The 23109-nt window shown below is 65.8% G+C and carries 19 protein-coding genes and 1 pseudogene; 11 read left to right on the top strand and 9 right to left on the bottom strand.

Annotated elements, in window-relative coordinates; translation table 11 throughout:
• Positions 1–69 precede the first annotated feature (69 nt).
• The 3 genes from I6F20_RS18630 to I6F20_RS18620 all read right to left on the bottom strand — a co-directional run bounded on the left by I6F20_RS18630 (position 70) and on the right by I6F20_RS18620 (position 2729).
• Positions 70–984 (bottom strand): SDR family NAD(P)-dependent oxidoreductase, encoded by a 915-nt coding sequence (locus I6F20_RS18630; protein ID WP_225127313.1) that lies wholly within the window; start codon positions 982–984, stop codon positions 70–72.
• Between the two features lie 187 nt (positions 985–1171).
• Positions 1172–2311, bottom strand: coding sequence for a thiolase C-terminal domain-containing protein (locus tag I6F20_RS18625; protein WP_225127312.1), 1140 nt, complete (start codon positions 2309–2311; stop codon positions 1172–1174).
• Positions 2312–2315: 4 nt separating this feature from the next.
• Positions 2316–2729: a Zn-ribbon domain-containing OB-fold protein gene (locus I6F20_RS18620; RefSeq protein ID WP_027558650.1), complete on the bottom strand. Its 414-nt coding sequence runs from the start codon at positions 2727–2729 to the stop codon at positions 2316–2318.
• Between the two features lie 176 nt (positions 2730–2905).
• Here I6F20_RS18620 and I6F20_RS18615 point away from each other — a divergent pair, with 176 nt between their 5' ends.
• From I6F20_RS18615 to I6F20_RS18595, 5 genes are all read left to right on the top strand, one after another.
• Positions 2906–4255 (top strand): amidase, encoded by a 1350-nt coding sequence (locus tag I6F20_RS18615; RefSeq protein WP_225127310.1) that lies wholly within the window; start codon positions 2906–2908, stop codon positions 4253–4255.
• Positions 4248–4934: a DUF2848 domain-containing protein gene (locus tag I6F20_RS18610; protein ID WP_225127309.1), complete on the top strand. Its 687-nt coding sequence runs from the start codon at positions 4248–4250 to the stop codon at positions 4932–4934. The genes I6F20_RS18615 and I6F20_RS18610 overlap by 8 nt, the downstream gene beginning before the upstream one ends.
• Positions 4935–5288: 354 nt before the next feature.
• On the top strand, positions 5289–6035 hold the full coding sequence (locus tag I6F20_RS18605) for a 2OG-Fe(II) oxygenase (RefSeq protein WP_225127307.1): 747 nt from the start codon (positions 5289–5291) through the stop codon (positions 6033–6035).
• Between the two features lie 9 nt (positions 6036–6044).
• Complete coding sequence (gene alkB / locus I6F20_RS18600) at positions 6045–6698, top strand: DNA oxidative demethylase AlkB (RefSeq protein ID WP_225127306.1); 654 nt, start codon at positions 6045–6047, stop codon at positions 6696–6698.
• Positions 6699–6751: 53 nt separating this feature from the next.
• Positions 6752–7993, top strand: coding sequence for an MFS transporter (locus tag I6F20_RS18595; protein ID WP_225127305.1), 1242 nt, complete (start codon positions 6752–6754; stop codon positions 7991–7993).
• On the opposite strand, the gene I6F20_RS18590 is transcribed toward I6F20_RS18595, so the two are convergent.
• The 6 genes from I6F20_RS18590 to hpaH form a co-directional block, all read right to left on the bottom strand.
• The gene (locus I6F20_RS18590) at positions 7971–9596 is read right to left on the bottom strand and encodes a thiamine pyrophosphate-dependent enzyme (protein WP_225127304.1); all 1626 of its coding nucleotides are present in this window, start codon (positions 9594–9596) and stop codon (positions 7971–7973) included. The genes I6F20_RS18595 and I6F20_RS18590 overlap by 23 nt on opposite strands.
• 25 nt (positions 9597–9621) lie before the next feature.
• Positions 9622–10491 carry a fumarylacetoacetate hydrolase family protein gene (locus I6F20_RS18585; protein ID WP_225127303.1) on the bottom strand — a complete coding sequence of 290 codons (870 nt, stop codon included), beginning with the start codon at positions 10489–10491 and terminating at the stop codon, positions 9622–9624.
• Complete coding sequence (gene hpaD, locus I6F20_RS18580; RefSeq protein ID WP_225127302.1) at positions 10491–11474, bottom strand: 3,4-dihydroxyphenylacetate 2,3-dioxygenase; 984 nt, start codon at positions 11472–11474, stop codon at positions 10491–10493. The genes I6F20_RS18585 and hpaD overlap by 1 nt, the downstream gene beginning before the upstream one ends.
• A 134-nt stretch (positions 11475–11608) precedes the next feature.
• Complete coding sequence (hpaE, locus tag I6F20_RS18575; RefSeq protein WP_036023037.1) at positions 11609–13147, bottom strand: 5-carboxymethyl-2-hydroxymuconate semialdehyde dehydrogenase; 1539 nt, start codon at positions 13145–13147, stop codon at positions 11609–11611.
• Positions 13140–13538, bottom strand: coding sequence for a 5-carboxymethyl-2-hydroxymuconate Delta-isomerase (locus tag I6F20_RS18570; protein WP_036023039.1), 399 nt, complete (start codon positions 13536–13538; stop codon positions 13140–13142). Before I6F20_RS18570 ends, hpaE begins: the two co-directional genes overlap by 8 nt.
• 20 nt (positions 13539–13558) lie before the next feature.
• Positions 13559–14365, bottom strand: coding sequence for a 2-oxo-hept-4-ene-1,7-dioate hydratase (hpaH, locus tag I6F20_RS18565; protein ID WP_225127301.1), 807 nt, complete (start codon positions 14363–14365; stop codon positions 13559–13561).
• A 111-nt stretch (positions 14366–14476) separates the two neighbouring features.
• On the opposite strand from hpaH, the gene hpaR reads away from it, so the two are divergent.
• From hpaR to I6F20_RS18535, 6 genes and pseudogenes are all read left to right on the top strand, one after another.
• The gene (hpaR, locus tag I6F20_RS18560) at positions 14477–14995 is read left to right on the top strand and encodes a homoprotocatechuate degradation operon regulator HpaR (RefSeq protein ID WP_225127300.1); all 519 of its coding nucleotides are present in this window, start codon (positions 14477–14479) and stop codon (positions 14993–14995) included.
• A gap of 116 nt (positions 14996–15111) precedes the next feature.
• Entirely contained in the window at positions 15112–15888 is a 777-nt protein-coding gene (locus I6F20_RS18555; RefSeq protein ID WP_124160740.1) for an HpcH/HpaI aldolase family protein, read from the top strand.
• Positions 15889–15984: 96 nt separating this feature from the next.
• Positions 15985–17508 carry a D-arabinonate dehydratase gene (locus tag I6F20_RS18550; RefSeq protein ID WP_225127299.1) on the top strand — a complete coding sequence of 508 codons (1524 nt, stop codon included), beginning with the start codon at positions 15985–15987 and terminating at the stop codon, positions 17506–17508.
• Positions 17509–17744: 236 nt separating this feature from the next.
• Positions 17745–18263, top strand: a complete 519-nt coding sequence (locus I6F20_RS18545) for a PAS domain-containing protein (RefSeq protein WP_036006163.1) — start codon at positions 17745–17747, stop codon at positions 18261–18263.
• Positions 18241–19543 (top strand): annotated as a pseudogene (locus I6F20_RS18540) (methyl-accepting chemotaxis protein). The gene I6F20_RS18545 and the pseudogene I6F20_RS18540 overlap by 23 nt, the downstream one beginning before the upstream one ends.
• A 290-nt stretch (positions 19544–19833) precedes the next feature.
• Positions 19834–23103 carry a transglutaminase family protein gene (locus I6F20_RS18535; RefSeq protein WP_225127297.1) on the top strand — a complete coding sequence of 1090 codons (3270 nt, stop codon included), beginning with the start codon at positions 19834–19836 and terminating at the stop codon, positions 23101–23103.
• The last annotated feature ends 6 nt before the right edge of the window (positions 23104–23109 follow it).

Below are 23109 nucleotides of genomic sequence, written 5' to 3'. Positions count from 1 at the left end.
GCGAATTGCGAATGGCGAGTAGCGAATAGAAACCCTATTCGCCATTCGCCACCCCCTATTCGCGCAATCTCACACCGGATCCCAGGTGAAGATGTCGGCCGAACGATCGAGCTTGTAGAACGAGCCCTTCAGCGCCGGCATGCCGTGGTCCGCGATCGACTGCGGAGTCCAGCCTTCGTTCCGCTGCACCGAGCGGATCGGACGGTTCTGGCTGAACAGGAAGATCTCGTTCATGCGCACGCCAAAGATCTGGCCGGTGACGTCCTTGGCGGAATCGCCGAGCAGGTAGCCGCAGAGCGGCGCGATCTTCTCCGGGCCCATCTGCTTGATCTTCTCGACACGCGCCTTCTCGGCGTCGGTCTCGGTCGGGATGGTGCCGATCATGCGGGTCCAGGCGAACGGCGAGACGCAGTTGGAGCGGACGTTGAAGCGGCCCATGTCGAGCGCGATCGACTTCGACAGCCCGACGATGCCGAGCTTGGCCGCCGCGTAATTGGCTTGTCCGAAATTGCCGATCAGGCCGGAGGTCGAGGTGAAGTGCACGAACGAGCCCGACTCCTGCTCGCGGAAGATGCGCGCCGCGGCGTGGCTGACGTAGAACGAGCCCATCAGATGCACCTTGATGACGGCTTCGAACGCTTCCACGCTCATCTTGTGGAAGATCATGTCGCGCAGGATGCCGGCATTGTTGACGACGCCGTCGAGCCGGCCGAAATGATCGGTCGCGGTCTTCACGATCTTGCTGGCGGGGATCGCTTCCGCGACGCTCTCGAAATTGGCGACCGCCGTGCCGCCGCGCTTCTTGATCTCCTCGACCACCTCCTCGGCGGGCGCCGCGTTCGCGCCGGCGCCGTCGGCGGCTCCGCCGGGATCGTTGACGACGACCTTGGCGCCCTCGGCGGCGCACAGAAGCGCAATCTCGCGCCCGATGCCACGGCCTGCGCCGGTGACGATGATGACCTTGTCTTGCAGTGATTTGCTCATGTGGGTTCTCCGCTATGCGTTCCGGCGTTTCTTACCTCGCCCCGCTTGCGGGGAGAGGTCGGATCGCATCGAAGATGCGATCCGGGTGAGGGGGTACAGGTCTCGCGGCCATCTCATCCGTGGAGAGAGGCCCCTCACCCCAACCCTCTCCCCGTAAGAACGGGGAGAGGGAGAGGCGAGCGGCGCATTACCTCTCGTTCGTAAACACGATCGTGCCACTCGCGGCGAACATGCCGCCGACACCATGGCACACCGAAATCTTCGCGTTCGGCACCTGTGCCGGCGCGATGCCGCGCATCTGGCGCACGCTCTCCTGCAGCGCGTACATGCCGTACATGCCCGAATGCATGTAGGACAGGCCGCCGCCATTGGTGTTGAGCGGCAGTTTCCCGCCGGGACGCGTGTTGCCGTCGGCGATGAACTGGCCGGTCTCCTCATAGGGCATGAAGCCGAGATCGCCGAGGCCGAACAGCGGCAGATGCGCGAACGCGTCGTAGATCATGAGATGGTCGACGTCGCCGTGGGCGATGCCGGCTTCCTTGAACGCCAGCGGCCCGGCGGTCTTGAACGCACGCGAGGAGTTGAACGTCTCCATCTGGCTGACCATCGGCGTCTCGACGCTCTCGCCGGTGCCCATGATGTAGACCGGCTTGCGCGGAAAATCCCTGGCGCGGTCGGCCGAGGTCAGGATCAGCGCGCCGCCGCCGTCGGTGACGAGGCAGCACTGCAGAAGCCGGAAAGGATAGGCGATCATGCGCGAGTTGAGGACATCGGCGACCGTGATCGGCTCCTTCATCATCGCGCGCGGATTCTTCGCCGCCCATTCCCGCTGCACCACCGCCACTGAGGCAAGCTGCTCGTGGGTGATGCCGTAGGTCTTCATGAAGCGCAGCACGGGAATCGGGAACATGCTTGGCGGGCCGTAGACGCCGTAGGGCGCCTCGAACTGGCCGTTGAGGCTGTCGGCTGGCGTCGAGCGCGGCAGTTTGCCGATCATCGACTTGCCGCTCTCGGCATGGGTGATCAGCACGGTCTTGCACAGACCCGCCTCGATCGCCGCCGCGGCGTGGCGGACATGCAGCATGAAGGAGCAGCCGCCGACCGAGGTGCCGTCCACCCAGGTCGGCTTGATGCCGAGATAGTGGCAGACCTGCTGCGGCGTTTCGACGGCGGTGGCAAAGCCGTCGATGTCGGACAGCTTCAGCCCGGCGTCGGCAATGGCGTTGAGCGCGGCATCCGCGTGCAGCTGGAGCTGCGAGGCGGTCGGGATGACACCGAGCTCGGTGGTCTCGGCTGCGCCGACGACGGCAACCTGGTTCTTGCGCATGGCCTTACCCCTTCGCCGGGCGGAAGACGGGGAGGGTGATCTTGTCGTCGAGCTCCTGGAACGCGACCTCGAGCTTCATGTCGAGTTCGAGCGCCTCGGGGGTCTGCGGGCAGTCGATGATGTTGCTCATCATCCGCGGGCCCTCGTCGAGCTCGACCACCGCGATGGCGTAAGGCGGCGTGAAGCCCGGCGCGGCCGGACGATGGTTGATCACGTAGCTGTAGAGAAAGCCCTTGCCGCTGGCCTTGAAGATGCTGACCTTGCGCGAGGCGCAGGAGGGGCAGAACGGGCGCGGCGGGAAGTAGACATGGGCGCAGGCATCGCAGCGCTGCAGGCGCAATTCGCCGGCCTTGGTGCCGTCCCAGAAATGCTGGGTCTCCGGCGTCGGTTTCGGTCGCGCGCGCTGCGGTTCGGCCATGTGGGCGGCTCCTCCCAAAGACAGGCCTCGCGCCCGCCGGTTTCGAACTTGATGCGACAATCGACCATGGCGCGTCAACGGTCCAGCAATGCGCATGCATGCCATCATGCGCACAATGCTTGTGTCGAGCTGAGCCAGCGCTATAGATTGCGCGCGAAATATTCCGTGAGACAGACATGCCTGATTTTCCGACACTGGCGCAGCTTGCCGAAGGCCTCGAAAGCGGCCGCATCACCTCCCGCAAATTGGTCGAGGCCTGCCTCGCCAGGATCGCCGACCCCGCGGGCGAGGGCCAGCGCGCCTTCATCCATGTCGACAAGGACGCCGCGCTCGCCGCCGCCGATGCGATGGATGCCTTGCGCAAGGCCAAGGCGGCGCCGTCGCGCTATGCGGGTATCCCGGTCTCGATCAAGGATCTGTTCGACATCAAGGGCCAGGTGACGCGCGCCGGCTCGCGCGCGCTGGATGACTCAGCCCCTGCCGAGCACGATGCCGCGACGGTGGCGCGGCTGCGCAAGGCCGGCTTCGTCGTGATTGGCCGCACCAACATGACCGAGTTCGCCTATTCCGGCATCGGCATCAATCCGCATTTTGGCACGCCGAAGGGGGTCTGGAACCGGTCCGAAGGCCACGTGCCGGGCGGCTCGTCCGCCGGCGCAGCGGTGTCCGTGCTCGACGGCATGGCGCATGGCGCGCTCGGCACCGACACCGGCGGCTCCTGCCGGATTCCGGCCGCCTTCAACGGCATCGTCGGCTACAAGCCGACGCAGCGGCGCGTGCCGCTCGACGGCTCGGTGCCGCTGTCGTTCTCGCTCGACAGCATCGGGCCGCTGGCGCGATCGGTCAGCTGCTGTGCCATACTCGATGCCGTGCTCGCGGGCGAGCCGATCGTCGCCTTGAGGCCGCGGCCGATCCAGGGCATGCGCCTCGCGGTGCCCACCACGATCGCGCTCGACGACCTCGACGCCGAGGTGGCCAAGACCTTCGAGCGCGCGCTGAAGACGCTGTCCGATCACGGCGCCATCGTCGAGCGTATCGAGATGGCGGAGTTCCATGACGTCGGTCCGATGAACGCGAAGGGCGGTTTCGCGGCGTCCGAGAGCTATGCCTGGCACCGCTATCTGATCACGGCCAAGGGCGACGTCTACGATCCCAGGGTCGCGGTGCGCATCATGCGCGGCGAGGCGCAGAGCGCGGCCGACTACATCGACCTGCTCAACGAACGCCGCTCGCTGATCGCGCGCGTCAATGCGCGCATCGCGCCCTATGACGCGCTGGTGCTGCCGACCACGCCCAACACACCGCCGAAGATCGCCGACCTCGCCGACGATCAGGCGTTCACCCGCGAGAACATCCGCGCCTTGCGCAATTGCAGCCTGATCAACCTGATCGACGGTTGCGCCATCTCGCTGCCCTGTCATCGCGAGGGCGAGGTTCCCGTCGGCCTGATGCTGGCGGGCGCAGGCGGCTCGGACCGCCGTATCTTCGAGCTTGCTGCCGGCATGGAGGCCGTCATTCGTGTTTGATCTGACTTTCACCGTCGATGCCCAGGACACCACCACGCCGCTGACGCTGGCGATCGACCAGCTGGTCATCGCCGGCTGGACCGGCCGCGACGCGGTCGCGCGCGACAAGCACATCGCCGAGCTGGAGGAGATGGGCATCGCCCGCCCGGCCTCGACGCCGATCTACTACCGCGCCTCGGCGCGGCGGCTGACCCAGGAAGACAGCATCGAATGCACCGGTGGCGATTCCTCCGGCGAGGTCGAATTCGTGCTGATCGGCTGGCAGGGCCGCATCTTCGTCGGCTGCGGCTCCGATCACACGGACCGCAAGGTCGAGGCCTACAACGTCACGGTGTCCAAGCAGATGTGCGACAAGCCGATCGCCTCGACGCTGTGGGAGCTCGAGGACGTCATCGGCCATTGGGACAAGATGATCCTGCGCTCCTACGCCACCATCAAAGGCGAGCGCGTGCTCTACCAGGAGGGCACGTTGGATGCGATGCTGCCGGTCGCCGACCTCATCGCGCGCGGCTTTGACGGTGGCAAGTTCCCAGACGGCTGCGCCATGTTCGGCGGCACGTTCGCCGCCAAGGGCGGCATCCGCCCGGCCGACCGCTTCGACTTCGAGCTGGAAGACCCGGTGCTGAAGCGGACCATCAGGCACGGCTATGACGTGGTGACGCTGCCGGTGCGGGGGTAACTCGCGCCACAAGCGACGGCCTTGTAGGGTGGGCAAAGCGAAGCGTGCCCACGTATTGCGAAGACGTGGGCACGGCGCAAGAGCGCCTTTGCCCACCCTACGAAACTGCCGGTGAGGGGCTGATCTCTCTCCGCGGAACCAGTCTGGATTGCTTCGTCGCAAGGGCTCCTCGCAATGACGGGAGAGATACGGAAATCGGGTGGCCGTGGCGGTCGCCGTCTGCCACACCTCGTCATTTCGGGGCGCGCCCACTTGGGCGCGAGCCCGGAATCCATACTCCCGATCGTGGTTATGGATTCCGGGCTCGCGACTTCGTCGCGCCCCGGAATGACGGATGTGAATGGGATGATTGCTATGGCCATCGCGAAACGCGTTTCCGCACCAGACTCCGTTCCCAACCTCGCCGCCCATGTCGACGCCCTCGACTGGCCGCAGATCACCGCCGAGCTCGACACCCAGGGCTGCGCCGTCCTGAAGAACCTGCTGACGCCGGACCAATGCCGCGCCATCGCCGCGCTCTACCCGGACGATGCGTACTTCCGCAGCCGCATCGTCATGGGCCGCCACGGCTTCGGCCGCGGCGAGTACAAGTACTTCGCCTATCCGCTGCCCGATCTGATCGCGCAGCTCCGCCCGGCGCTCTACGCGCACCTTCAAGCCGTCGCCAATCGCTGGAACGAGGCGATGGGGATCGATATCCGCTATCCCGCCGCACACGCGGCGTTCCTGAAGCGCTGCCACGATGCCGGGCAGGCGCGGCCGACGCCCCTGCTGCTGCAATATGAGGCCGGTGATTACAATTGCCTGCACCAGGACCTCTATGGCGAGCACGTGTTCCCGCTCCAGGTCGCGATCCTGCTCTCCGAGCCCGGACGCGATTTCACCGGTGGCGAGTTCGTGCTGACCGAGCAGCGCCCGCGCATGCAGTCCCGCGCCGAGGTGGTGCCGCTGGCACAGGGCGATGCGGTCGCCTTCGCTGTGCATCATCGGCCGGTGCAGGGGACACGCGGCACCTACCGCGTTAATCTCCGCCACGGCGTCAGCCGGATCAGGTCCGGCCAGCGCCACACGTTGGGTGTGATTTTTCACGATGCCAAATGAGCGGAGCCGTTGACGGCTGATTTGTTCGATAGCGTCGCCGAAGCCCAACCGTCGCGCGAAAACATCGCCGACGGCGCCGTGCTGCTGCGCGGCTTCGTCAAGCCGATCGAGAGCGGACTGATCGACGCCGTGCGCGCCATCGTGGCGCAGTCGCCGTTCCGGCGGATGACGACGCCGGGCGGCCATCTGATGTCGGTGGCGATGACCAATTGCGGCGAGCGCGGCTGGATCACCGATCACACCGGCTATCGCTACGACCCCATCGATCCGCGCACCGGTGCGCCATGGCCGGCGATGCCGCCGCTGCTCTGCGATCTCGCCCGCCGCGCCGCGGAGCAGGGCGGCTTTGAAGGCTTTGCCCCCGATGCCTGCCTCGTCAACCGTTACGAGCCGGGCACGCGGCTGTCGCTCCATCAGGACAAGGACGAGCTGGACTATTCCGCGCCGATCGTCTCGGTCTCGCTCGGCCTGCCTGCGACCTTCCTGTTCGGCGGCCTTGCGCGCGCCGACAAGCCGCGCCGCTTCCGCCTCGTCCATGGCGACGTCGTGGTCTGGGGCGGGGCCAGCAGGCTCGCCTATCACGGCGTCGCGCCGCTCGCCGACGGCGAGCATCCGCTGCTCGGCCGGACGCGGATCAATCTGACCTTCCGCAGGACGCGCTGACGCGTTTCCTCGCCGCCTTCGCTCGTCTAAGCTTCGGGCGGGGAGGCGGCGACATGACCACCACACAGAGCTCGGCCGGCACGGGCACGGCGAACCGCACGGGGCTTTATCTCGCAGGCTTGCAATTGGTGTTCACGCTGGGCTGGACGACCTATGTCGTCTACCTGCCAAAGCTGGCCGCCGAGGTCGGCATCGCGCCGTCCGCCGTGATCCTGATCCTGATGCTGGATCAGGCGATCTTCACCATTGCCGACACCGCGATGGGAGTAGCCGCCGACAGGCTCGCGCCCCATGTCGGCAGGCTCGGCCTGTTCGTCGCCGTCGTGGCCGCGGTCTCCTGCGGCGCCTTCGTCGCGCTGCCGTTCGTTGCCGGAGCCGGTGCGGCGGCGCAGGGCTGGTTCATCGCGCTGATCGTGGTCTGGTCGATCACGTCCTCCGCGTTGCGGGCGCCGCCGCTGACCTTGCTCGGCAAGTACCGCGCCAAGCCGCAGGTGCCGTTCCTCGCCGCGCTGACCATGCTCGGCTACGGCGTCGCCGGCGCGGTCTCGCCCTATCTCGGCGTGGTGCTGCGCGAGCACGATGCGCGGTTGCCGTTCGTGATCTCCAGCGTGGTGCTGCTCCTGACCGCGCTCGGGCTGTCCAGGATCGAGCACGACGTGGCGCGCGACACCGTGCCGCCCACACCGGACGAAGCGGCAGCACCGCTCGGTCTCGTCCCGATCACCTTCATCGTCGCGATGGTCGCGCTCGCACTCGGCTACCAGCTGCACTTTGCCATGAACAGCGCGCCGTTCTATCTGCGCTTTGCAGCTCCCGGCGACCTGCAATGGCTGATGCCGGTGTTCTGGATCGGCTTCAACATCGCGATGTTTCCGGCAAGCCTCGTCGTCAAGCATCGTGGCGGCCTCGTCGTGATGGGTGCCGCGGGCTTGTTCGGTGCGGTGGCGATTGCGGCGGCCGAATTCGCCGGCAATCTCAACATGCTGATCGCCGCGCAATTTCTCGCCGGAGCCGCGTGGGGTTGCATGCTGATGAGCGCGGTCTCGGCTGCGCTCGCGATCGGCTCGACCGGCGCTGAAGGCAAGGTCACGGGCCTCGTCTTCTCCGCGCTCGCCCTCGGCACCTTCGCGCGGATGGCGGCGGTTGCCGGCGGCCTGCAGAAGATGCCGGAATACGCGCCGCTGCTGCACTGGGCGCCGGTCGCCTGCTGGTCGGTCGCAGGCGCCGGTCTGCTGGTGATTGCAGCCGCGCGGCTACAGGGAGCGTCCGGCCTCAAGGCTTCGGCGGGTGAATGAAAGCCCACGGGCTGACTTCGGAATCCCTGGGCACCTCGACTGAAATCAGCACCGGCCCGCCGTGGCCGAGCGCCTTCTCCATCGCCGCCTTGAACTGCTCCGGCGCGGTGACGCGCGCCGCGGCGACGCCAAAGGATTCCGCGAGCTTGACGAAATCCGGATTGATGAGGTCGGACGCCACCACGCGGCCATCGAAATGCTGGCGCTGGTCGCGGCGGACATTGCCATAGGCGTTGTTGTTGAACACCAGCGTCACCACACCGATGTTGAACTGCACGGCGGTGGCGAGCTCCTGCACGCCGAACATGAAGCCGCCGTCCCCGGTGATGGCCACCACCGGCTTGTCGGGATTGGCGACCTTGGCGCCGAGCGCGGTCGGAAAGCCCGAGCCGAGCGTGCCCTGGTAGCCCGAGGTGATGAAGGTGCGCGGCTGGTACACCGGAAAGCCGTACCAGGAGGCGAAGCCGACCTGCGATAGTTCGTCGGTGACGATCGCGTTCGCCGGCAGTACCTCGCGCAGGATGTTGAGATAGGCCATCTGCGGCTGGACCCGCTGGATCTCAGCTTGCGCGGCCGCGGTTGCTTCGCGGATCGCGCCGCGCCGTCCGGAGGTCTTGCTGTAGCCGGCCTTGCCCACGGCGGCAGCGAGATCGCGGGTCGCGGTCTTGGCATCGGCGACGATCTCAGTGTCGGACGAGAACCGCCGCATCTCGACCGGATCGATGTCGATGCGGATGCTCTTCAGGCCAGCGGGCCGATACGGCCAGCGCGACATGGTCGGCAGCTCCAGCCGCGTGCCGATGCCGATCATGAGATCGGTATTCGGCCACAGCCTGTAGGCCGCGGCCATGGTGAGCCCGAGCTCGTGTGCATTGGAGACGATGCCGCGGCCGCTGCGGAAGGCGACCACGGGCGCATCGATCATCTCGGCGAGTTCGAGGATCTCCTCACCCGCTTCGATCGCGCCGCTGCCGACGAAAATCATCGGCGCCTTGCTGGTCCTGATGAGCGCGGCGGCCTGCTTGATCATATCAGGATCAGGCTGCGGCGCCGGCAGCGGCTCCAGCACCTTCGTCACGGGCGCGTCGGCACGCTGGGTGAAGACGTCCCAGGGCATCTCGACCGACGCGGGGCCGCGCCGTCCCGACATCATCTCCTGGAACGCGCGCGCGACGATCGTAGGCGCATTGCCCGGATATTCGATGCGCTCGGCCCATTTCACATAGGTGCGCAAGGTCGCGAGCTGGTCCGGCATCTCATGCAGATGGCCCCGACCTTTGCCGAGAAACTGCGTCGGCACCTGCCCGGTGACGCACAGCACCGGCTCGTTGCAGCCGAAGGCGGTGAGCAGCGCGGCGCTGGCATTGAGCACGCCCGGGCCGGGTACCACGCTGAACACGCCGGGCCGGCCGCTGGAGCGCGCATAGCCGAATGCCATGTAGCCGCAGGCTTGCTCGTGCCGCGCGCCGATCACCTTGAGCTGGGCTTGGTGGAAGGCGTCGAACAGGCCGTAGACCTGCGCGCCGGGCAGGCCGAACACGGTGTCGACGCCGTGGGCGACAAGCCCGCTTACGATCGCTTCGCCGCCGGTGAGGCTGGTCATTTGGCTCTTCCACTTCGCTTGTTGTTCAGGCTTCGTCGATCACGCCGTTGCGCAAGCGTCCGATCCCCTCGGCCTCGACCTCGACGATGTCGCCGGGCTTCAGATATCGCGGCGGATCGAACCGCGCACCCGCGCCGGTCGGCGTGCCCGTGACGATGATATCGCCGGGGACGAGGCTTGCGAAGGTCGAGATATAGTTCAGGAGATAGCGGAACGAAAACATCAGCCGGCTGGTGCGATCATCCTGTCTGAGCTCGCCGTTGACATGCGTGGTGAGCCTGATGTCGGCGACCTGCGATTCCCGCGTGTAGGGCACGAGCCACGGGCCGAGGCTGCCGCTGGAATCGAAGTTCTTGCCTTGCGTCACGTTGAACTTGGCGTGGCGCAGCCAGTCGCGCACCGAGCCCTCGTTGCACAGTGTCAGCGCCGCGATGTGATCGAGCGCTGTGCTTTCGGGGATATGCCGGCCTGGCTTGCCGATCACCAGCACGATCTCGCCCTCATAGTCGAGCTGCGCGGAGGCGCGCGGGCGCACCAGCGGCGTGTCGTGGCCGACGAAGGAGCGGGGCGAGCGCATGAACATGCTCGGATATTTCGGCGCCTCCTGGCCGTCCTTGTACTCGGCATTGCGGTCGGGATAGTTGACGCCGATGCAGATGATCTTCTCCGGCGCCGGGACCGGCGGCAGCCAGGTGATCTCAGTGAGCGCGTGATCCGGTTTGCGGCCGGCGGCCTCTTCGGCAAAGCTGATCAGCTTGCCCGCAGCGATCACCTCGCGCAGCGTGGGATAGTCTCTGGCGTGACGCGCGGAGAGATTGACGATGCCGCCCTCCAGGACGGCGCCATAGCTGACATCACCCTTGACGGAATAGGTGGCGAGACGAGGCAGCTTCATCAATCCGCCACCAGCACATCGGCCACGAATTTCGGCTCGCGCACGGCCTGCCCCGTGAACGGCGAGCCCTGCTCGAACCAGGAACGCGGGGCAGGGGCGCCCCACAGCGTCTGACGGCGCGGATCGCGCAGCGACCAGCGCAGCGGCTCGTGGTCGTGGTCCCCGGTGAAATAATCGCTGGTGTAGAGCTCGAGGCGGTGTCCGTCGGGATCGCGCACATAGAGGAAGAACGCGTTCGAGATGCCATGGCGTCCGGGCCCGCGTTCGATGCTCTTCACGAAGCCCTGCGAAGCCATGACGTCGCAGAGATGGATGATGTTCATCGCCGTTGGCGTCCAATAGGCGAAGTGGTGCAGGCGCGGGCCCTTGCCGTTGGTGATGGCGAAATCGTGGACATTGCCCTTGCGATGCATCCAGGCCGCGGCGATGCGCCCGTCCGGCCCGTCTTCCTCGGCATATTCGGTGAGGCGAAAGCCGAGCCGGGCGTAGAATTCCATGGTGTCCTGCACTTCGGCGGCGAAGACGTTGAAATGGTCGAGCCGCTGCGGGTGGCAGCCCCGATAGAGGTCGTAGCGGCGCAAGAGATGCGGCCGCCGCTCCATCGCCGCGTAGAGCTCGATTCTAAAGCCAAAGGGATCGGTGAATTGCAGCGTGCGGCCCTGGAACGGCTGGTCGACGAAGGCGTAGGCGAGGCCGTTCTCGGACAGGAACGCGGCGGCCTTGTCGAGATCTTTGTCGTTGCCGACCTTGAAGCCGAGCCGGGCGCAAGCCGGCGCGGCGGCTTTCCGTAGCACCAGGGAGTGATGCTGGTGCTCCTCGGCCGCGCGCAGGTACACGACCTCGTCGTCCGCGTCCTCGACATGCAGGCCGACCATGCTTTCGTAGAACTCGCGGCTCAGCTTCAAATCGGTGACGTCGAGCACGGCGTGGCTCGAGCGAATGATGTTGAACGGCGGCTCGAAGACGTGTTGCGGTACCGGCATGTGCGTTTCCCCTCTCTCGGCTTCGTCATTCCGGGGCGTGCGAAGCACGAACCCGGAATCCATTCATCCACCAACTCTGCTGCTCGATGGATTCCGGGTTCGGCTCTTCGAGCCGCCCCGGAATGACACCGCCGCTAAATTCCCAGCTTCTGAATCTTGTGCGTGCCCCGCGCCAGCGAGACGTGCTTGGTTTCCATGTAGAAGTCGAACGAATAATCGCCGCCGTCGCGCCCGATGCCTGAAGCCTTCATGCCGCCGAACGGCGTCGGCAGGTGGCGGACATTCTCCGAGTTCAGCCAGATCATGCCGGCCTCCAGCGCATCGGCAACGCGCAGCGCGCGTCCCATGTCATTGGTCCAGACATAGCCGGTCAGACCGTAACGGATGTCGTTGGCGATCTCGACCGCGTCCGCCTCGTCGCGGAACGGCAGCACGGTGAGGAACGGCCCGAACACCTCCTCCTGCGCCACCCGCATCTTGCCGTGCGCCCCGGTCACCAGTGTCGGCTCGACATAATGCCCGCCGCCGGGCCCGTCATAGGCCTTGCCGCCGACCGCGATCGTCGCGCCGTCCTGGCGCGCCACGTCGAAATACGAGCAGACCTTTGCCAAGTGCCGCTCGTGGATCAGCGGGCCGATCTCGGTGGCGGGATCGAGGGGATGGCCGACCTTGAGCGCCTTCACCCGCGCCGTCAGCTTCTCCACGAATTCTTTCGCGATGCTCTGCTGGATCAGCAGGCGGCTGGAAGAGGTGCAGCGCTCGCCGTTGAGCGAGTAGATCATGAACACGACGGCATCGAGCGCGCGGTCGAGATCGGCATCGTCGAACACGATCACCGGATTCTTGCCGCCGAGTTCGAAATGCACGCGTTTCAGCGTGGGCGCGCCCTGCATCATGATGGCCGAGCCGGTCGCGCTCTCGCCGACGAAGCCGATTGCCTTGATGGCGGGATGCTCGGTCAGCGCCTTGCCCGCTTCCTCGCCGAAACCGTGCACGGTGTTGAGCACGCCGTCGGGGACGCCGGCTTCCTTGACGAGCCTGGCGAGAATGGAGGCCGTCACCGGCGACCATTCGGCCGGCTTGTGCACGACCGTGCAGCCGGCCGCAAGCGCCGGGGCGATTTTCCAGGTCGAGAGCATGAATGGCGTATTCCATGGCGTGATCACGCCGACCGGGCCGATCGGCACCCGCGTGGAGACGTTCCAATGCTCATCGCTCGGCGTGTTGAGGCCGTCGCGCGCCTCAGCGCATTTGTCGGCGAAGAAGCGGAAATTCTCGGCGGCGCGGATCGCGGCCTTGGCCATGAAGCGATAGGCCTGGCCGGTGTCGATGCATTCGAGCACGGCGATGTCGTCGGCGTTGTCCTCGATGGCGTCGGCCACCCGATGCAGCAGCTTCTTCCGCATGGCCGGACCCATGTCGCGCCAGGACTTGAAGGCGAGCGCAGCCGCAGTCGCCGCCGCGTCGATATCCTCGGCCTTGCCCCGCGCGACACTGGCGAGCACGGCACCATCGACCGGCGACCTGGTCTCGAACGTCTCGCCGGAGATCGAGGCGACGGTCTTTCCGTCGATCATGTGACCGATGCCGTCCGCGCGCAGAGTCTTCAAAAGCGGCGCGAGGCGGTCACGGTTGGCCTGGAACAGATCGGCTTTCGGCGTGGGCTTATCCATGAGCGGCCTCCGCTTTCAGGGCGTCGTGAATGTTGTTGCGCTTCCAGCTGGTGTCCTTGTCGTTGATCTGCATGTCGAACGACAGGGCGAACTTGCTGGCGGCGAAGACGGGATCGAGATGTCTTGAGAGCGCCTGGAAGACGTGCTCGCCGGCCTTCTGGCGGGTAGGCAGGTCGCGGCCCTCGCCGATGCGCAGCACCATGTCGAGAAAGCCGTAATCCTGCTTTGCGTCCGCAATCGCATAGTGCTCGCAGCGGATGGCACGAACGCGGATGCCGCCGAGCGGGAAGATACCGGTCTCGCTAGCTGCCTTGCGCACGACCTCGCACACCGCGGCGATGTCGAGGCGGCCGTCGAGATTGGCCGAATATTCGATGGTGAAATGCGGCATCGCGGTTTCACTCCCTGTCGTCAGGCGAAGTAGCAGCTGACCGAGCCATAGGCGCCATAATCGGCCTGGATTGTGTCGCCCTTGCGGGTCTCGATCGGACGGATGAACGAGCCGGCGAGCACGACCTGGCCCGGCTCGAGCGCCAGCCCAAGCGGGGCGATCTTGTTGGCGAGCCAGGCGACGGCAGTCGCGGGATGGTTGAGCACGCCGGCGGCAAGGCCGGTCTCTTCCAGCTGGCCGTTCTTGAAGCACAGCGCTCCGATCCAGCGCAGGTCAGCATCCAGCGGGCGGATCGGCCGCCCCCCGAGCACGATGCCGGCATTCGCCGCATTGTCGGCGATGGTGTCGAAGATCTTTCGCGTCGCCTTGGTCTTGGGATCGACGCGCTCGATCCGTGTATCCAAAATCTCCAGCGCCGGCACCACGAAGTCGGTGGCGTTGAGCACGTCGAATAGCGTGCAGTCGGGCCCAGAAAGGCGCTTGCTCATGACGAAGGCGAGCTCGGCCTCGACGCGCGTCGCGATGAAGTGCTCGGTCGGCACCAATCCGCCATCGGCGAAGAACATGTCGTCGAGCAGCACGCCGGAATCCGGCTCGTCGATGCCAAGCGCGCTCTGCATCGCCTTCGAGGTCAGGCCGATCTTGTGGCCTTTGACCACGCGCCCCTCGGCGATCTTGACGTCGACCCAGGCCTTCTGAATCGCGTAGGCCTCCGCGATGCTGATGTCCGGGAAGTCCTGCGAGAGCTGCCGGATCTGCGTGCGGGTCTTCTCCGCCTGGTGCAGACGCCTCGCACAAGCTTGGATATCGTCGTTGGAAAGCGCCATTTGTGATCTTACAAATCGTGGTGCCGCGAGATACTTAACATGTTAAGTGAATGCGTCAAACACAAATTCGGCTTGCTGCACTGCAAACGTTTTGCGGCTTGAAAGGGCGTCATGACGAAGAAATCCGCCGATCCCGTCAACGGTCACCCGCCTGCTACGCGCCAGGTGCCGATGCGCGATTTCTCGCGTTCGCTGCCGATGTCGCTGCTGCGGGCCCGGGAAGCTGTGATGCGGCAGTTTCGTCCCTCGCTGCGCGAGCACGGCCTGACCGAGCAGCAATGGCGCATCCTGCGCGCACTGGCGGCGATTGAGGTGGTCGAGGTCACGGAACTCGCGCGCACCGCGTTCCTGCTCGGGCCGAGCCTGTCGCGCATCCTGCGAGACCTCGAGGCGCGCAACCTGATCGAGCGCAAGACGGCGAAAGCCGACCAGCGCCGCAGCATGGTCTCGATCTCGAAGGAGGGGCTCAAGCTGATGGCGTCGGTCGCGCCGACGTCGGAAGCGATCTATGCCGAAATCACGCGGCGCTTCGGCGCCCGCAAGCTCGCCGAATTGCAGGAGATGCTCGGCGAACTCGAACGGAGCCTTGCGGGGCTCGGCAGCACCGATGATACCCTCGCGGAGGGATGAACCCTGATATGCGTGCGTGCGCGGCGAGAGCCATGGACATTGACGCTTTTTTTCGCTCAAAGTGCGGCCCAACCCGATCCGCGGCGAAGTGAGAGCAACAGGGAAGGAAAGGCAACGTGGCCAATAAAGTCAAAGAGATCTGGAAGTCGGGCAAGGCGGTCGTCAACGCGTGGCTTGCCATTCCCTCCGGCTTCTCGGCCGAGATGGTTGCGCAATGCGGCTTCGACAGCGTCACGGTCGACATGCAGCATGGCGTGCAGGACTATCTCTCGATGGTGCAGTGCTTCCAGGCCATGGACAAGCATCCGGTCACCCCGATGGTCCGCGTGCCCTGGAATGAGCCCGGCATCATCGGCAAGGTGCTCGATGGCGGCGCCTATGGCGTGATCTGCCCGATGGTCAACACGCCGCAGGAAGCCCGGAACCTGGTCTCCTATTCGAAATATCCGCCCAAGGGCGTGCGCTCCAACGGCCCGATCCGCGCCGGCATGTACGGCACCGCCGGCTCCTATCAGAAGACGGCCAACGACGAGATCGTGCTGCTGCCGATGATGGAGACGCGGACCGCCGTCGAGAACATGGAAGCGATCCTCGACGTCGAAGGCATCGACGGCGTCTATATCGGCCCGTCCGATCTCGGCTTTTCCTATGGCCTCGAGCCCAAGCTCGACCGCAGCGAGCCCGAGATTCTCGCGATCTACGAGAAGATCATCAAGGAGTGCGGCAAGCGCGGCCTCAACCCGGGCATCCATTGCAGCGGCGCCGAAGGCGCGGCGCGCGCGATCAACATGGGCTTCAAGCTGGTGACGCTGTCCAATGAAGTCGGCCTGATGACGACCTACGCCAAGATGCAGGTGAACGCCACCCGCAAGGATTCGGGCGGCAAGGCCTGATAAACTCGCGAACGGCGAATGGGGAGTAGCGAATAGGGCTACTCCCTTTTCCATTCGCCACTCGCCATTCGCTATTCGCCTCCGAAGGAGACTCCCATGACCATCAGTCCCGTCATCCGCCTGCATCCCGATGATGGCGTGGTGATCGCGCGCGCCAGCCTGCCGCCGGGGACATTGGTGGCAGAGGGCGTGACCACGGTCGATCGCATCCCCTCCGGCCACAAGGTCGCGATCAAGCCGATCGCGGTGGGCGAGCCGGTCAAGCGCTACGGCCAGATCATCGGCTTTGCCACCCAGGCGATCGCGCCGGGCCAGCACGTGCACACGCAGAACTGCGGCATGGGCGATTTCGCCAAGGACTACGCCTATTGCGCCGACGTCAAGCCAACGCCGAATTTCGACCTGCCGGCGACCTTCGAAGGCATCCGCCGCCCGGACGGCCGCGTTGCCACGCGCAACTATATCGGCATCCTCACCTCGGTGAATTGCAGCGCCCATGTCGCCAGCCTCGTCGCCGACGTCTTCAAGAAGAACCCCTTCACCGGCGACAATCCGCTGGCCGACTTCCCCAATGTCGACGGCGTGGTCGCACTGACCCACAAGACCGGCTGCGGCATGACGCAGAACGAGCCGCTGGCGCTGCTTCGCCGCACGCTTGGCGGCTATGCACGGCACGTCAATTTCTCGCACGTCATCGTGCTCGGCCTCGGCTGCGAAGTGAACCAGATCGGCGGCCTGATGGAAGAGCAGAAGCTCGCGGGACGCCTGCGCGCGATGGATATCCAGGAGGTCGGCGGCACCCGCAAGACGGTGGAGGCGGGCATCGCCTTCGTGCGCGAGGCGCTCGCCGATGCCGACAAGGTCAAGCGTGAGACGGTGCCGGCAAGCGAGCTCACCGTGGCGCTGCAATGCGGCGGCTCCGACGGCTATTCCGGCGTGTCAGCCAATCCGGCGCTCGGCGCTGCCAGCGATCTCATCGTCCGTCATGGCGGCACCGTGATCCTGTCGGAGACGCCGGAGACCTACGGCGCCGAGCACCTGCTAACGCGCCGCGCCGTCAGCCGCGAGGTCGGCGAGAAGCTGGTCGACCTGATGCGCTGGTGGGACGAGTACACCGCACGTGAAGGCGCCGAGATGAACGCCAATCCGAGCCCCGGCAACAAGGCCGGCGGCCTCACCACCATCCTGGAGAAGTCGCTCGGCGCGATGGCCAAGGCCGGCACCACCAACCTCGTCGAGGTGCTGCGCTACGCCGAGCCCGTCACCAAGAAGGGGTTCGTGTTCATGGACACGCCCGGCTACGACCCCGTGGCCGCGACCGGGCAGGTCGCAGGAGGTGCCAACCTCGTCTGCTTCACCACGGGCCGCGGCAGTGTGTTCGGCTGCAAGCCGGCGCCGTCGATCAAGCTCGCCACCAACACGCCCATGTACAGGCGCATGGAAGAGGACATGGACGTCAATTGCGGCACCATCCTCGAAGGCGAGGAGAGCGTCGAACAATGCGGCCAGCGCATCTTCGATCTCATCCTCAAGACCGCCTCGGGCCAGCCGACCAAGAGCGAGAGCTTCGATTTCGGCGGCGCCGAGTTCGCGCCCTGGGTGCTCGGCGCGACGATGTAGTCGCGCGAGCATCGCCGCGCAACCCATCAAGCGCCGCCGGTATCCGATGATCGCAACCGGAATCGGAGCGCGTGTGGCGATCCGAAATGCAACGGCCGTTCGCTAAGTAATGATACGGAGGTGGGCGCCTCCCGTGAGAAGTTCCCGGCTTACACCTGGTTAACACTGTTGCCGTAGACAGGAGGCGATGCGGCTTCACAGCGTGGTGGGGCCGGCGTGATTTGAGGATCGAGCCGATGCAAGCGATACGTCCCACTGGGGTGGAAAATCTCCTCGGTGAGGAGGAGCTGATCGTATCGAAGACCGATCTCAAAGGCCGCATCACCTACGCCAACGACGTCTTCATCCGCATGGCGAAGTACTCGTGGAAGGAGCTGATGGGCGCGCCCCACAGCCTGATCCGCCATCCCGACATGCCGCGCGCCGTCTTCAAGCTGCTCTGGGACACGCTGCAGTCCAAGCAGGAGATCTTCGCCTACGTCGTCAACCTGGCGAAGGACGGCAGTCACTATTGGGTATTCGCCCACGTCACGCCGACATTCGACGAGCGCGGCAACATCGTCGGCTATCACTCCAACCGTCGCAAGCCGGATCCCGCGCAGATCGAGCGCATCAAGCCGATCTACAAGACGCTGTGCACTGAGGAGGCGCGGCATGCCAACGCCAAGGAGGGCATGCAGGCGAGCTTCGAGGCGATGGTCGGGCTGCTCAAGCAACAGGGTGTCGGTTACGATGAATTTGTGCTCTCTCTCTAAGGCGCAGGGAGCAACCGCGCTCGCGTGTGGTCTTGCCGTCCTTGCGTTCGTTCTCTCGCTTCTCGGCATGACCGGGATCGCGAGTGCCGCTTCTCTCGGCGCGACGATCGCGCTCTCCGGCTATGCCGTCTGGTGCCAGCACCGCACCGCGGTTGCCGTCGACGAGGTCGCCGCTGTGTGCCGCAAGGCGGCGGGCGGCGATCTCGAGGCGCGCATCCTCAGTGAGCGGCAGGCCGGGCGGATCGGCGCCATCCAGAGATCGGTCAACGACATGCTCGACATTACCGATGCGTTCCAGCGCGAAGCTTCGGCGTCGATGGAGTATGCCAGCCGCGGCAAGTATTTCCGCAAGATCCTGGCGCGCGGATTGCCCGGCTCGTTCCGCCGCTCGGCGACCGTCATCAATGCCGGCACCGACAGTCTCGGCCGCCGCGTCGTCGAGATCGCGGACCTCGCCAGGCGGTTCGGCACGCATCTCGATCAGGTTGCGGGCACGCTGATGGGCGCCGCGACCGATCTCGAATCCGATGCCGGCCAGATGGCGGCGGCGGCGGAGAAGACCAGCCTGCAAACCTCCGGCGTGCTCTCCGCGTCCGACCAGGCCTCGCGCAACGTCGCCACTGTCGCCAGCGCCGCCGAGCAGCTCGCATCGTCGATCGCCGAGATCAATCGCCAAGTGGCCGGCTCGACCGCGAGCACGGGACGGGCGGTGAACGAAGCCAATCGCGCCGGCAGCGAGATCCGGAGCCTTGCGGACGCCGCGATGCAGATCGGCGACGTCGTCAAGCTTATCAGCGAGATCGCCTCGCAGACCAACCTGCTCGCGCTCAACGCCACCATCGAGGCGGCGCGGGCAGGGGACGCCGGCCGCGGCTTCGCGGTGGTGGCCTCCGAGGTCAAGAGCCTCGCCAACCAGACCGCCAAGGCGACCGAAGAGATCAGCGCCAAGGTTGGCGAGATGCAGCAATCGACCACCAATTCGGTCGCGGCCGTCGAGGCGATCGCGCAGACCATCGCCGAGATCAACGGCATCACTGCCTCGATTGCCGCCTCGATCGAGCAGCAGGGCGCGGCGAGGCGAGATCGCCCGCAACGTTCACGAAGCCTCCGCCGGCACCTCGCAGGTCTCCTCCAACGTGACGGGCATCAGCGAGGCCGCCGCCGACACCGGCCGCGTCGCTGCACGCGTCAACCACGCCTCCGAACGCGTCCACGGCGAAGTCGAGACGCTCCGCCGCGAAGTGACCCAATTCCTGCAAAGGCTGACCTCGGCGGCGTAGGGCTTTCAAACCCTCTCCCCTTGTGGGAGAGGGTGGCTTCGCTGAAAGCGAAGCCGGGTGAGGGGTCTCTATCCTCACGAGCGGTTTTGCGGGTTGAGAGAGACCCCTCATCCGGCGCTTCGCGCCACCTTTTCACAAGGGGAGAAGGGAAGAGCCTCGCCGGCGCGGCCCAATAACAATCACCATCACCCGCCCCGCACCTTACCTAGGCACCCCGTGCCCGTTGTTAGTGCTTGATCGCGTTCACCTCAGGTGTTCTGCTCAAAAAAGCTGCTGGAGCACCGCAACCCGTGTCGATCTACGTCGCGCTACACCATGTCACGCATTACAAATACGACCGCCCGATCGACCTTGGCCCGCAGACCATCCGGCTGCGACCGGCGCCGCATACGCGCACGCCGATCCTGAGCTATTCGCTCAAGGTCACGCCTTCCAATCATTTCGTGAACTGGCAGCAGGACCCGCAGGGCAACTGGCTGGCGCGCTACGTCTTTCCGGAGAAGACCACCGAGCTGAAATTCGAGGTCGACTTCACGGCGCAGATGACGGTGGTCAACCCGTTCGACTTCTTCGTCGAGCCCTATGCCGACAGCTTCCCGTTCGACTATCCCAAGGATCTGAAGACGGAGCTCGCGCCGTATCTCGAGACCATCAAGCCCGATCGCCTGTTCGCCAAGTTCCTCGATTCGATCCCGCACGAAGCCCCGAACACGGTCAATTTCCTGGTCGACCTCAATCGCGAGATCCAGAAGAAGGTCCGCTACATCATCCGCATGGAGCCGGGCGTGCAGACGCCGGAGGAGACGCTTGTCTCCGGCGCAGGCTCATGCCGCGACTCCGCCTGGCTCTTGATCCAGACCTTGCGCCATCTCGGGCTCGCCGCCCGCTTCGTCTCGGGCTATCTGGTCCAGATCCGTCCCGACATCGATCCGATCGAGGGGCCGCCGGAAGTCGAGAACGATTTTACCGATCTGCACGCCTGGGCCGAGGTCTATCTGCCCGGCGCGGGGTGGATCGGATTCGACGCGACCTCGGGCATGCTCGCAGGCGAGGGGCACATCCCGGTCGCAGCCACGCCGCACTACCGTTCGGCGGCGCCGATCTCTGGTGGGGCCGGCTTTGCCGAGGTCGAGTTTTCCTTCGACATGAGCGTGAGGCGCATCCGCGAGGCGCCGCGCATCACAAAGCCGTTCTCCGACGAATCCTGGGCGCGCCTCGACGATCTCGGCGAGCAGGTCGATGGCGATCTCGCCAGCGCGGACGTGCGCCTCACCATGGGCGGCGAGCCGACCTTCGTCTCGGTCGACGATCTCGAGGCCGGCGAGTGGAACACGGAGGCCGTCGGTCCGACCAAGCGCACGCTCGGCGACGATCTGATCCGCCGCCTGCGCACGCGCTTCGCGCCGGGCGGGCTGCTGCATTACGGCCAGGGCAAATGGTATCCGGGCGAGAGCCTGCCGCGCTGGGCCTTCGGCCTCTATTGGCGCAAGGACGGCGTGCCGATCTGGAAGAACGCCGACCTCATCGCCAGAATCGAGAAGCCCAGGAGACCGGAGGTCAAGGATGCCGAGGCCTTCATGGAAGGCACGGCGGCGCGGCTCGGCGTCGACCTCGGCTACATCATGCCGGCCTATGAGGATCCCGCCTATTGGCTGCAGAAGGAAGCGGAGCTTCCGGTCAACGTCGATCCCACCGATTCAAAGCTGTCCGATCCCGAAGCGCGCGCACGGATGGCGCGGGTGTTCGATCAGGGTCTGAATACGCCGCGCGGCTTCGTGCTGCCGATCCAGCGCTGGAATGCGCCGCCGCGCTGGCGCAGCGAACGCTGGCCGCTGCGGCGCAATCATCTGTTCCTGACGCCGGGCGATTCACCGCTCGGCCTGCGCCTGCCGATCGGCTCGCTCGGTCACGTCCCGCCCAACCAATATCCCTACATCGTCGAGCAGGACCCGATGGAGCCGCGGGGCAGGCTGCCGGTGTTCACCCGCATGGCGCGTCCGCCATCGCCGCCGCGTACGGCCCCCGAGCATCTCAACACCGCTATACCCGTGCGCACGGCGATGGCCGTGGAGATCCGCGACGGCGTAATCTGCGCCTTCATGCCGCCGGTCGAGCGCATCGAGGATTATCTCGAGCTGATCTCGGCGCTCGAGGACACCGCCGAGGAGATGCAGCTTCCGGTCCATGTCGAGGGTTATCCGCCGCCGTTCGATCCGCGGATCGAGATGATCAAGGTGACGCCCGACCCCGGTGTCATCGAGATCAACATCCAGCCGGCCAAGAGCTGGCGCGATGCGGTCGAGATCACCACCGGCCTCTACGAGGATGCGGCCAAGGTCCGCCTCGGCGCCAACCGTTTCCTGGTCGACGGCCGTCACACCGGCACCGGGGGCGGCAATCACGTCGTGGTCGGCGGCTCCTCACCGCAGGACTCGCCGTTCCTGCGCCGGCCCGATCTTCTGAAGAGCCTGGTGCTGTATTGGCAGCGCCATCCGGCGCTGTCCTATTTCTTCTCCGGTCTTTTTATCGGCCCGACCAGCCAGGCGCCGCGCATCGACGAGGCGCGCCACGACAGCATCTACGAGCTCGAGATCGCGCTCTCGCACGTGCCGCCGCCCAGCTACCAGACGCCGCTCTGGCTGGTGGACCGGCTGTTCCGGCATCTATTGGTCGACATCACCGGTAACACCCACCGCGCCGAGATCTGCATCGACAAGCTCTATTCGCCGGAAGGACCCACGGGCCGGCTCGGCCTCGTCGAATTCCGCGCGCTCGAAATGCCGCCGGATCCACGCATGTCGCTGGCGCAGCAGCTCCTGATCCGTGCGCTGATCGCAAAGTTCTGGCGTGAGCCGCTGAGCGGCAAGTTCGTGCGCTGGGGCACCGCGCTGCACGACCGCTTCATGCTGCCGCATTTCATCTGGGAAGATTTTCTCGATGTGCTCGGCGAGCTCAAGCAATCGGGCTATCCGTTCGAGCCGGAATGGTATCTGGCCCAGCTCGAATTCCGCTTTCCCGCTTTCGGCCGCATCCACCATGGCGGCGTGACGCTGGAGCTGCGGCAGGCGCTGGAGCCCTGGCACGTGCTCGGTGAGGAGGGCTCGGCCGGCGGCACCGTGCGCTATGTCGATAGCTCGGTCGAGCGGCTCCAGGTCAAGGCCGAAGGCTTCGTCGAGGGCCGCCATGTCGTCACCTGCAACGGCCGCCGCCTGCCGATGACCCCGACCGGCCGCTCCGGCGAGGCTGTGGCTGCCGTCCGCTTCAAGGCCTGGCAGCCGGCCTCCGGCCTGCACCCGACCATCCCCGTGCACGCGCCGCTGACCTTTGACCTGATCGATACCTGGAACGGCCGCTCGCTCGGCGGCTGCGTCTACCACGTCGCCCATCCTGGCGGGCGCAACTACGACACCAAGCCGGTCAATACCTACGAGGCCGAGGCCCGGCGGCTGGCGCGCTTCCAGGACCACGGCCACACCCCGGGTCCGATGCAGCCGCCGCCCGAGGAACGCACAAATGAATTTCCGCTGACCCTCGACTTGCGGACCCCGCTCCTGCAATGAGTATGA

It is taken from the genome of Bradyrhizobium sp. IC3123 (assembly GCF_020193625.1).
Lineage (GTDB): Bacteria > Pseudomonadota > Alphaproteobacteria > Rhizobiales > Xanthobacteraceae > Bradyrhizobium > Bradyrhizobium yuanmingense.
Note: the sequence above shows the minus strand (reverse complement) of the source record. Positions and strands in the feature narration are given on the sequence as shown.

Coding starts and splice junctions, on each gene's coding strand:
- I6F20_RS18630 (WP_225127313.1), bottom strand. CDS start 984: ATGAGCAAATCACTGCAAGACAAGGTCATCATCGTCACCGGCGCAGGC.
- I6F20_RS18625 (WP_225127312.1), bottom strand. CDS start 2,311: ATGCGCAAGAACCAGGTTGCCGTCGTCGGCGCAGCCGAGACCACCGAG.
- I6F20_RS18620 (WP_027558650.1), bottom strand. CDS start 2,729: ATGGCCGAACCGCAGCGCGCGCGACCGAAACCGACGCCGGAGACCCAG.
- I6F20_RS18615 (WP_225127310.1), top strand. CDS start 2,906: ATGCCTGATTTTCCGACACTGGCGCAGCTTGCCGAAGGCCTCGAAAGC.
- I6F20_RS18605 (WP_225127307.1), top strand. CDS start 5,289: ATGGCCATCGCGAAACGCGTTTCCGCACCAGACTCCGTTCCCAACCTC.
- I6F20_RS18595 (WP_225127305.1), top strand. CDS start 6,752: ATGACCACCACACAGAGCTCGGCCGGCACGGGCACGGCGAACCGCACG.
- I6F20_RS18590 (WP_225127304.1), bottom strand. CDS start 9,596: ATGACCAGCCTCACCGGCGGCGAAGCGATCGTAAGCGGGCTTGTCGCC.
- I6F20_RS18585 (WP_225127303.1), bottom strand. CDS start 10,491: ATGAAGCTGCCTCGTCTCGCCACCTATTCCGTCAAGGGTGATGTCAGC.
- hpaD (WP_225127302.1), bottom strand. CDS start 11,474: ATGCCGGTACCGCAACACGTCTTCGAGCCGCCGTTCAACATCATTCGC.
- hpaE (WP_036023037.1), bottom strand. CDS start 13,147: ATGGATAAGCCCACGCCGAAAGCCGATCTGTTCCAGGCCAACCGTGAC.
- I6F20_RS18570 (WP_036023039.1), bottom strand. CDS start 13,538: ATGCCGCATTTCACCATCGAATATTCGGCCAATCTCGACGGCCGCCTC.
- hpaH (WP_225127301.1), bottom strand. CDS start 14,365: ATGGCGCTTTCCAACGACGATATCCAAGCTTGTGCGAGGCGTCTGCAC.
- hpaR (WP_225127300.1), top strand. CDS start 14,477: ATGACGAAGAAATCCGCCGATCCCGTCAACGGTCACCCGCCTGCTACG.
- I6F20_RS18550 (WP_225127299.1), top strand. CDS start 15,985: ATGACCATCAGTCCCGTCATCCGCCTGCATCCCGATGATGGCGTGGTG.
- I6F20_RS18545 (WP_036006163.1), top strand. CDS start 17,745: ATGCAAGCGATACGTCCCACTGGGGTGGAAAATCTCCTCGGTGAGGAG.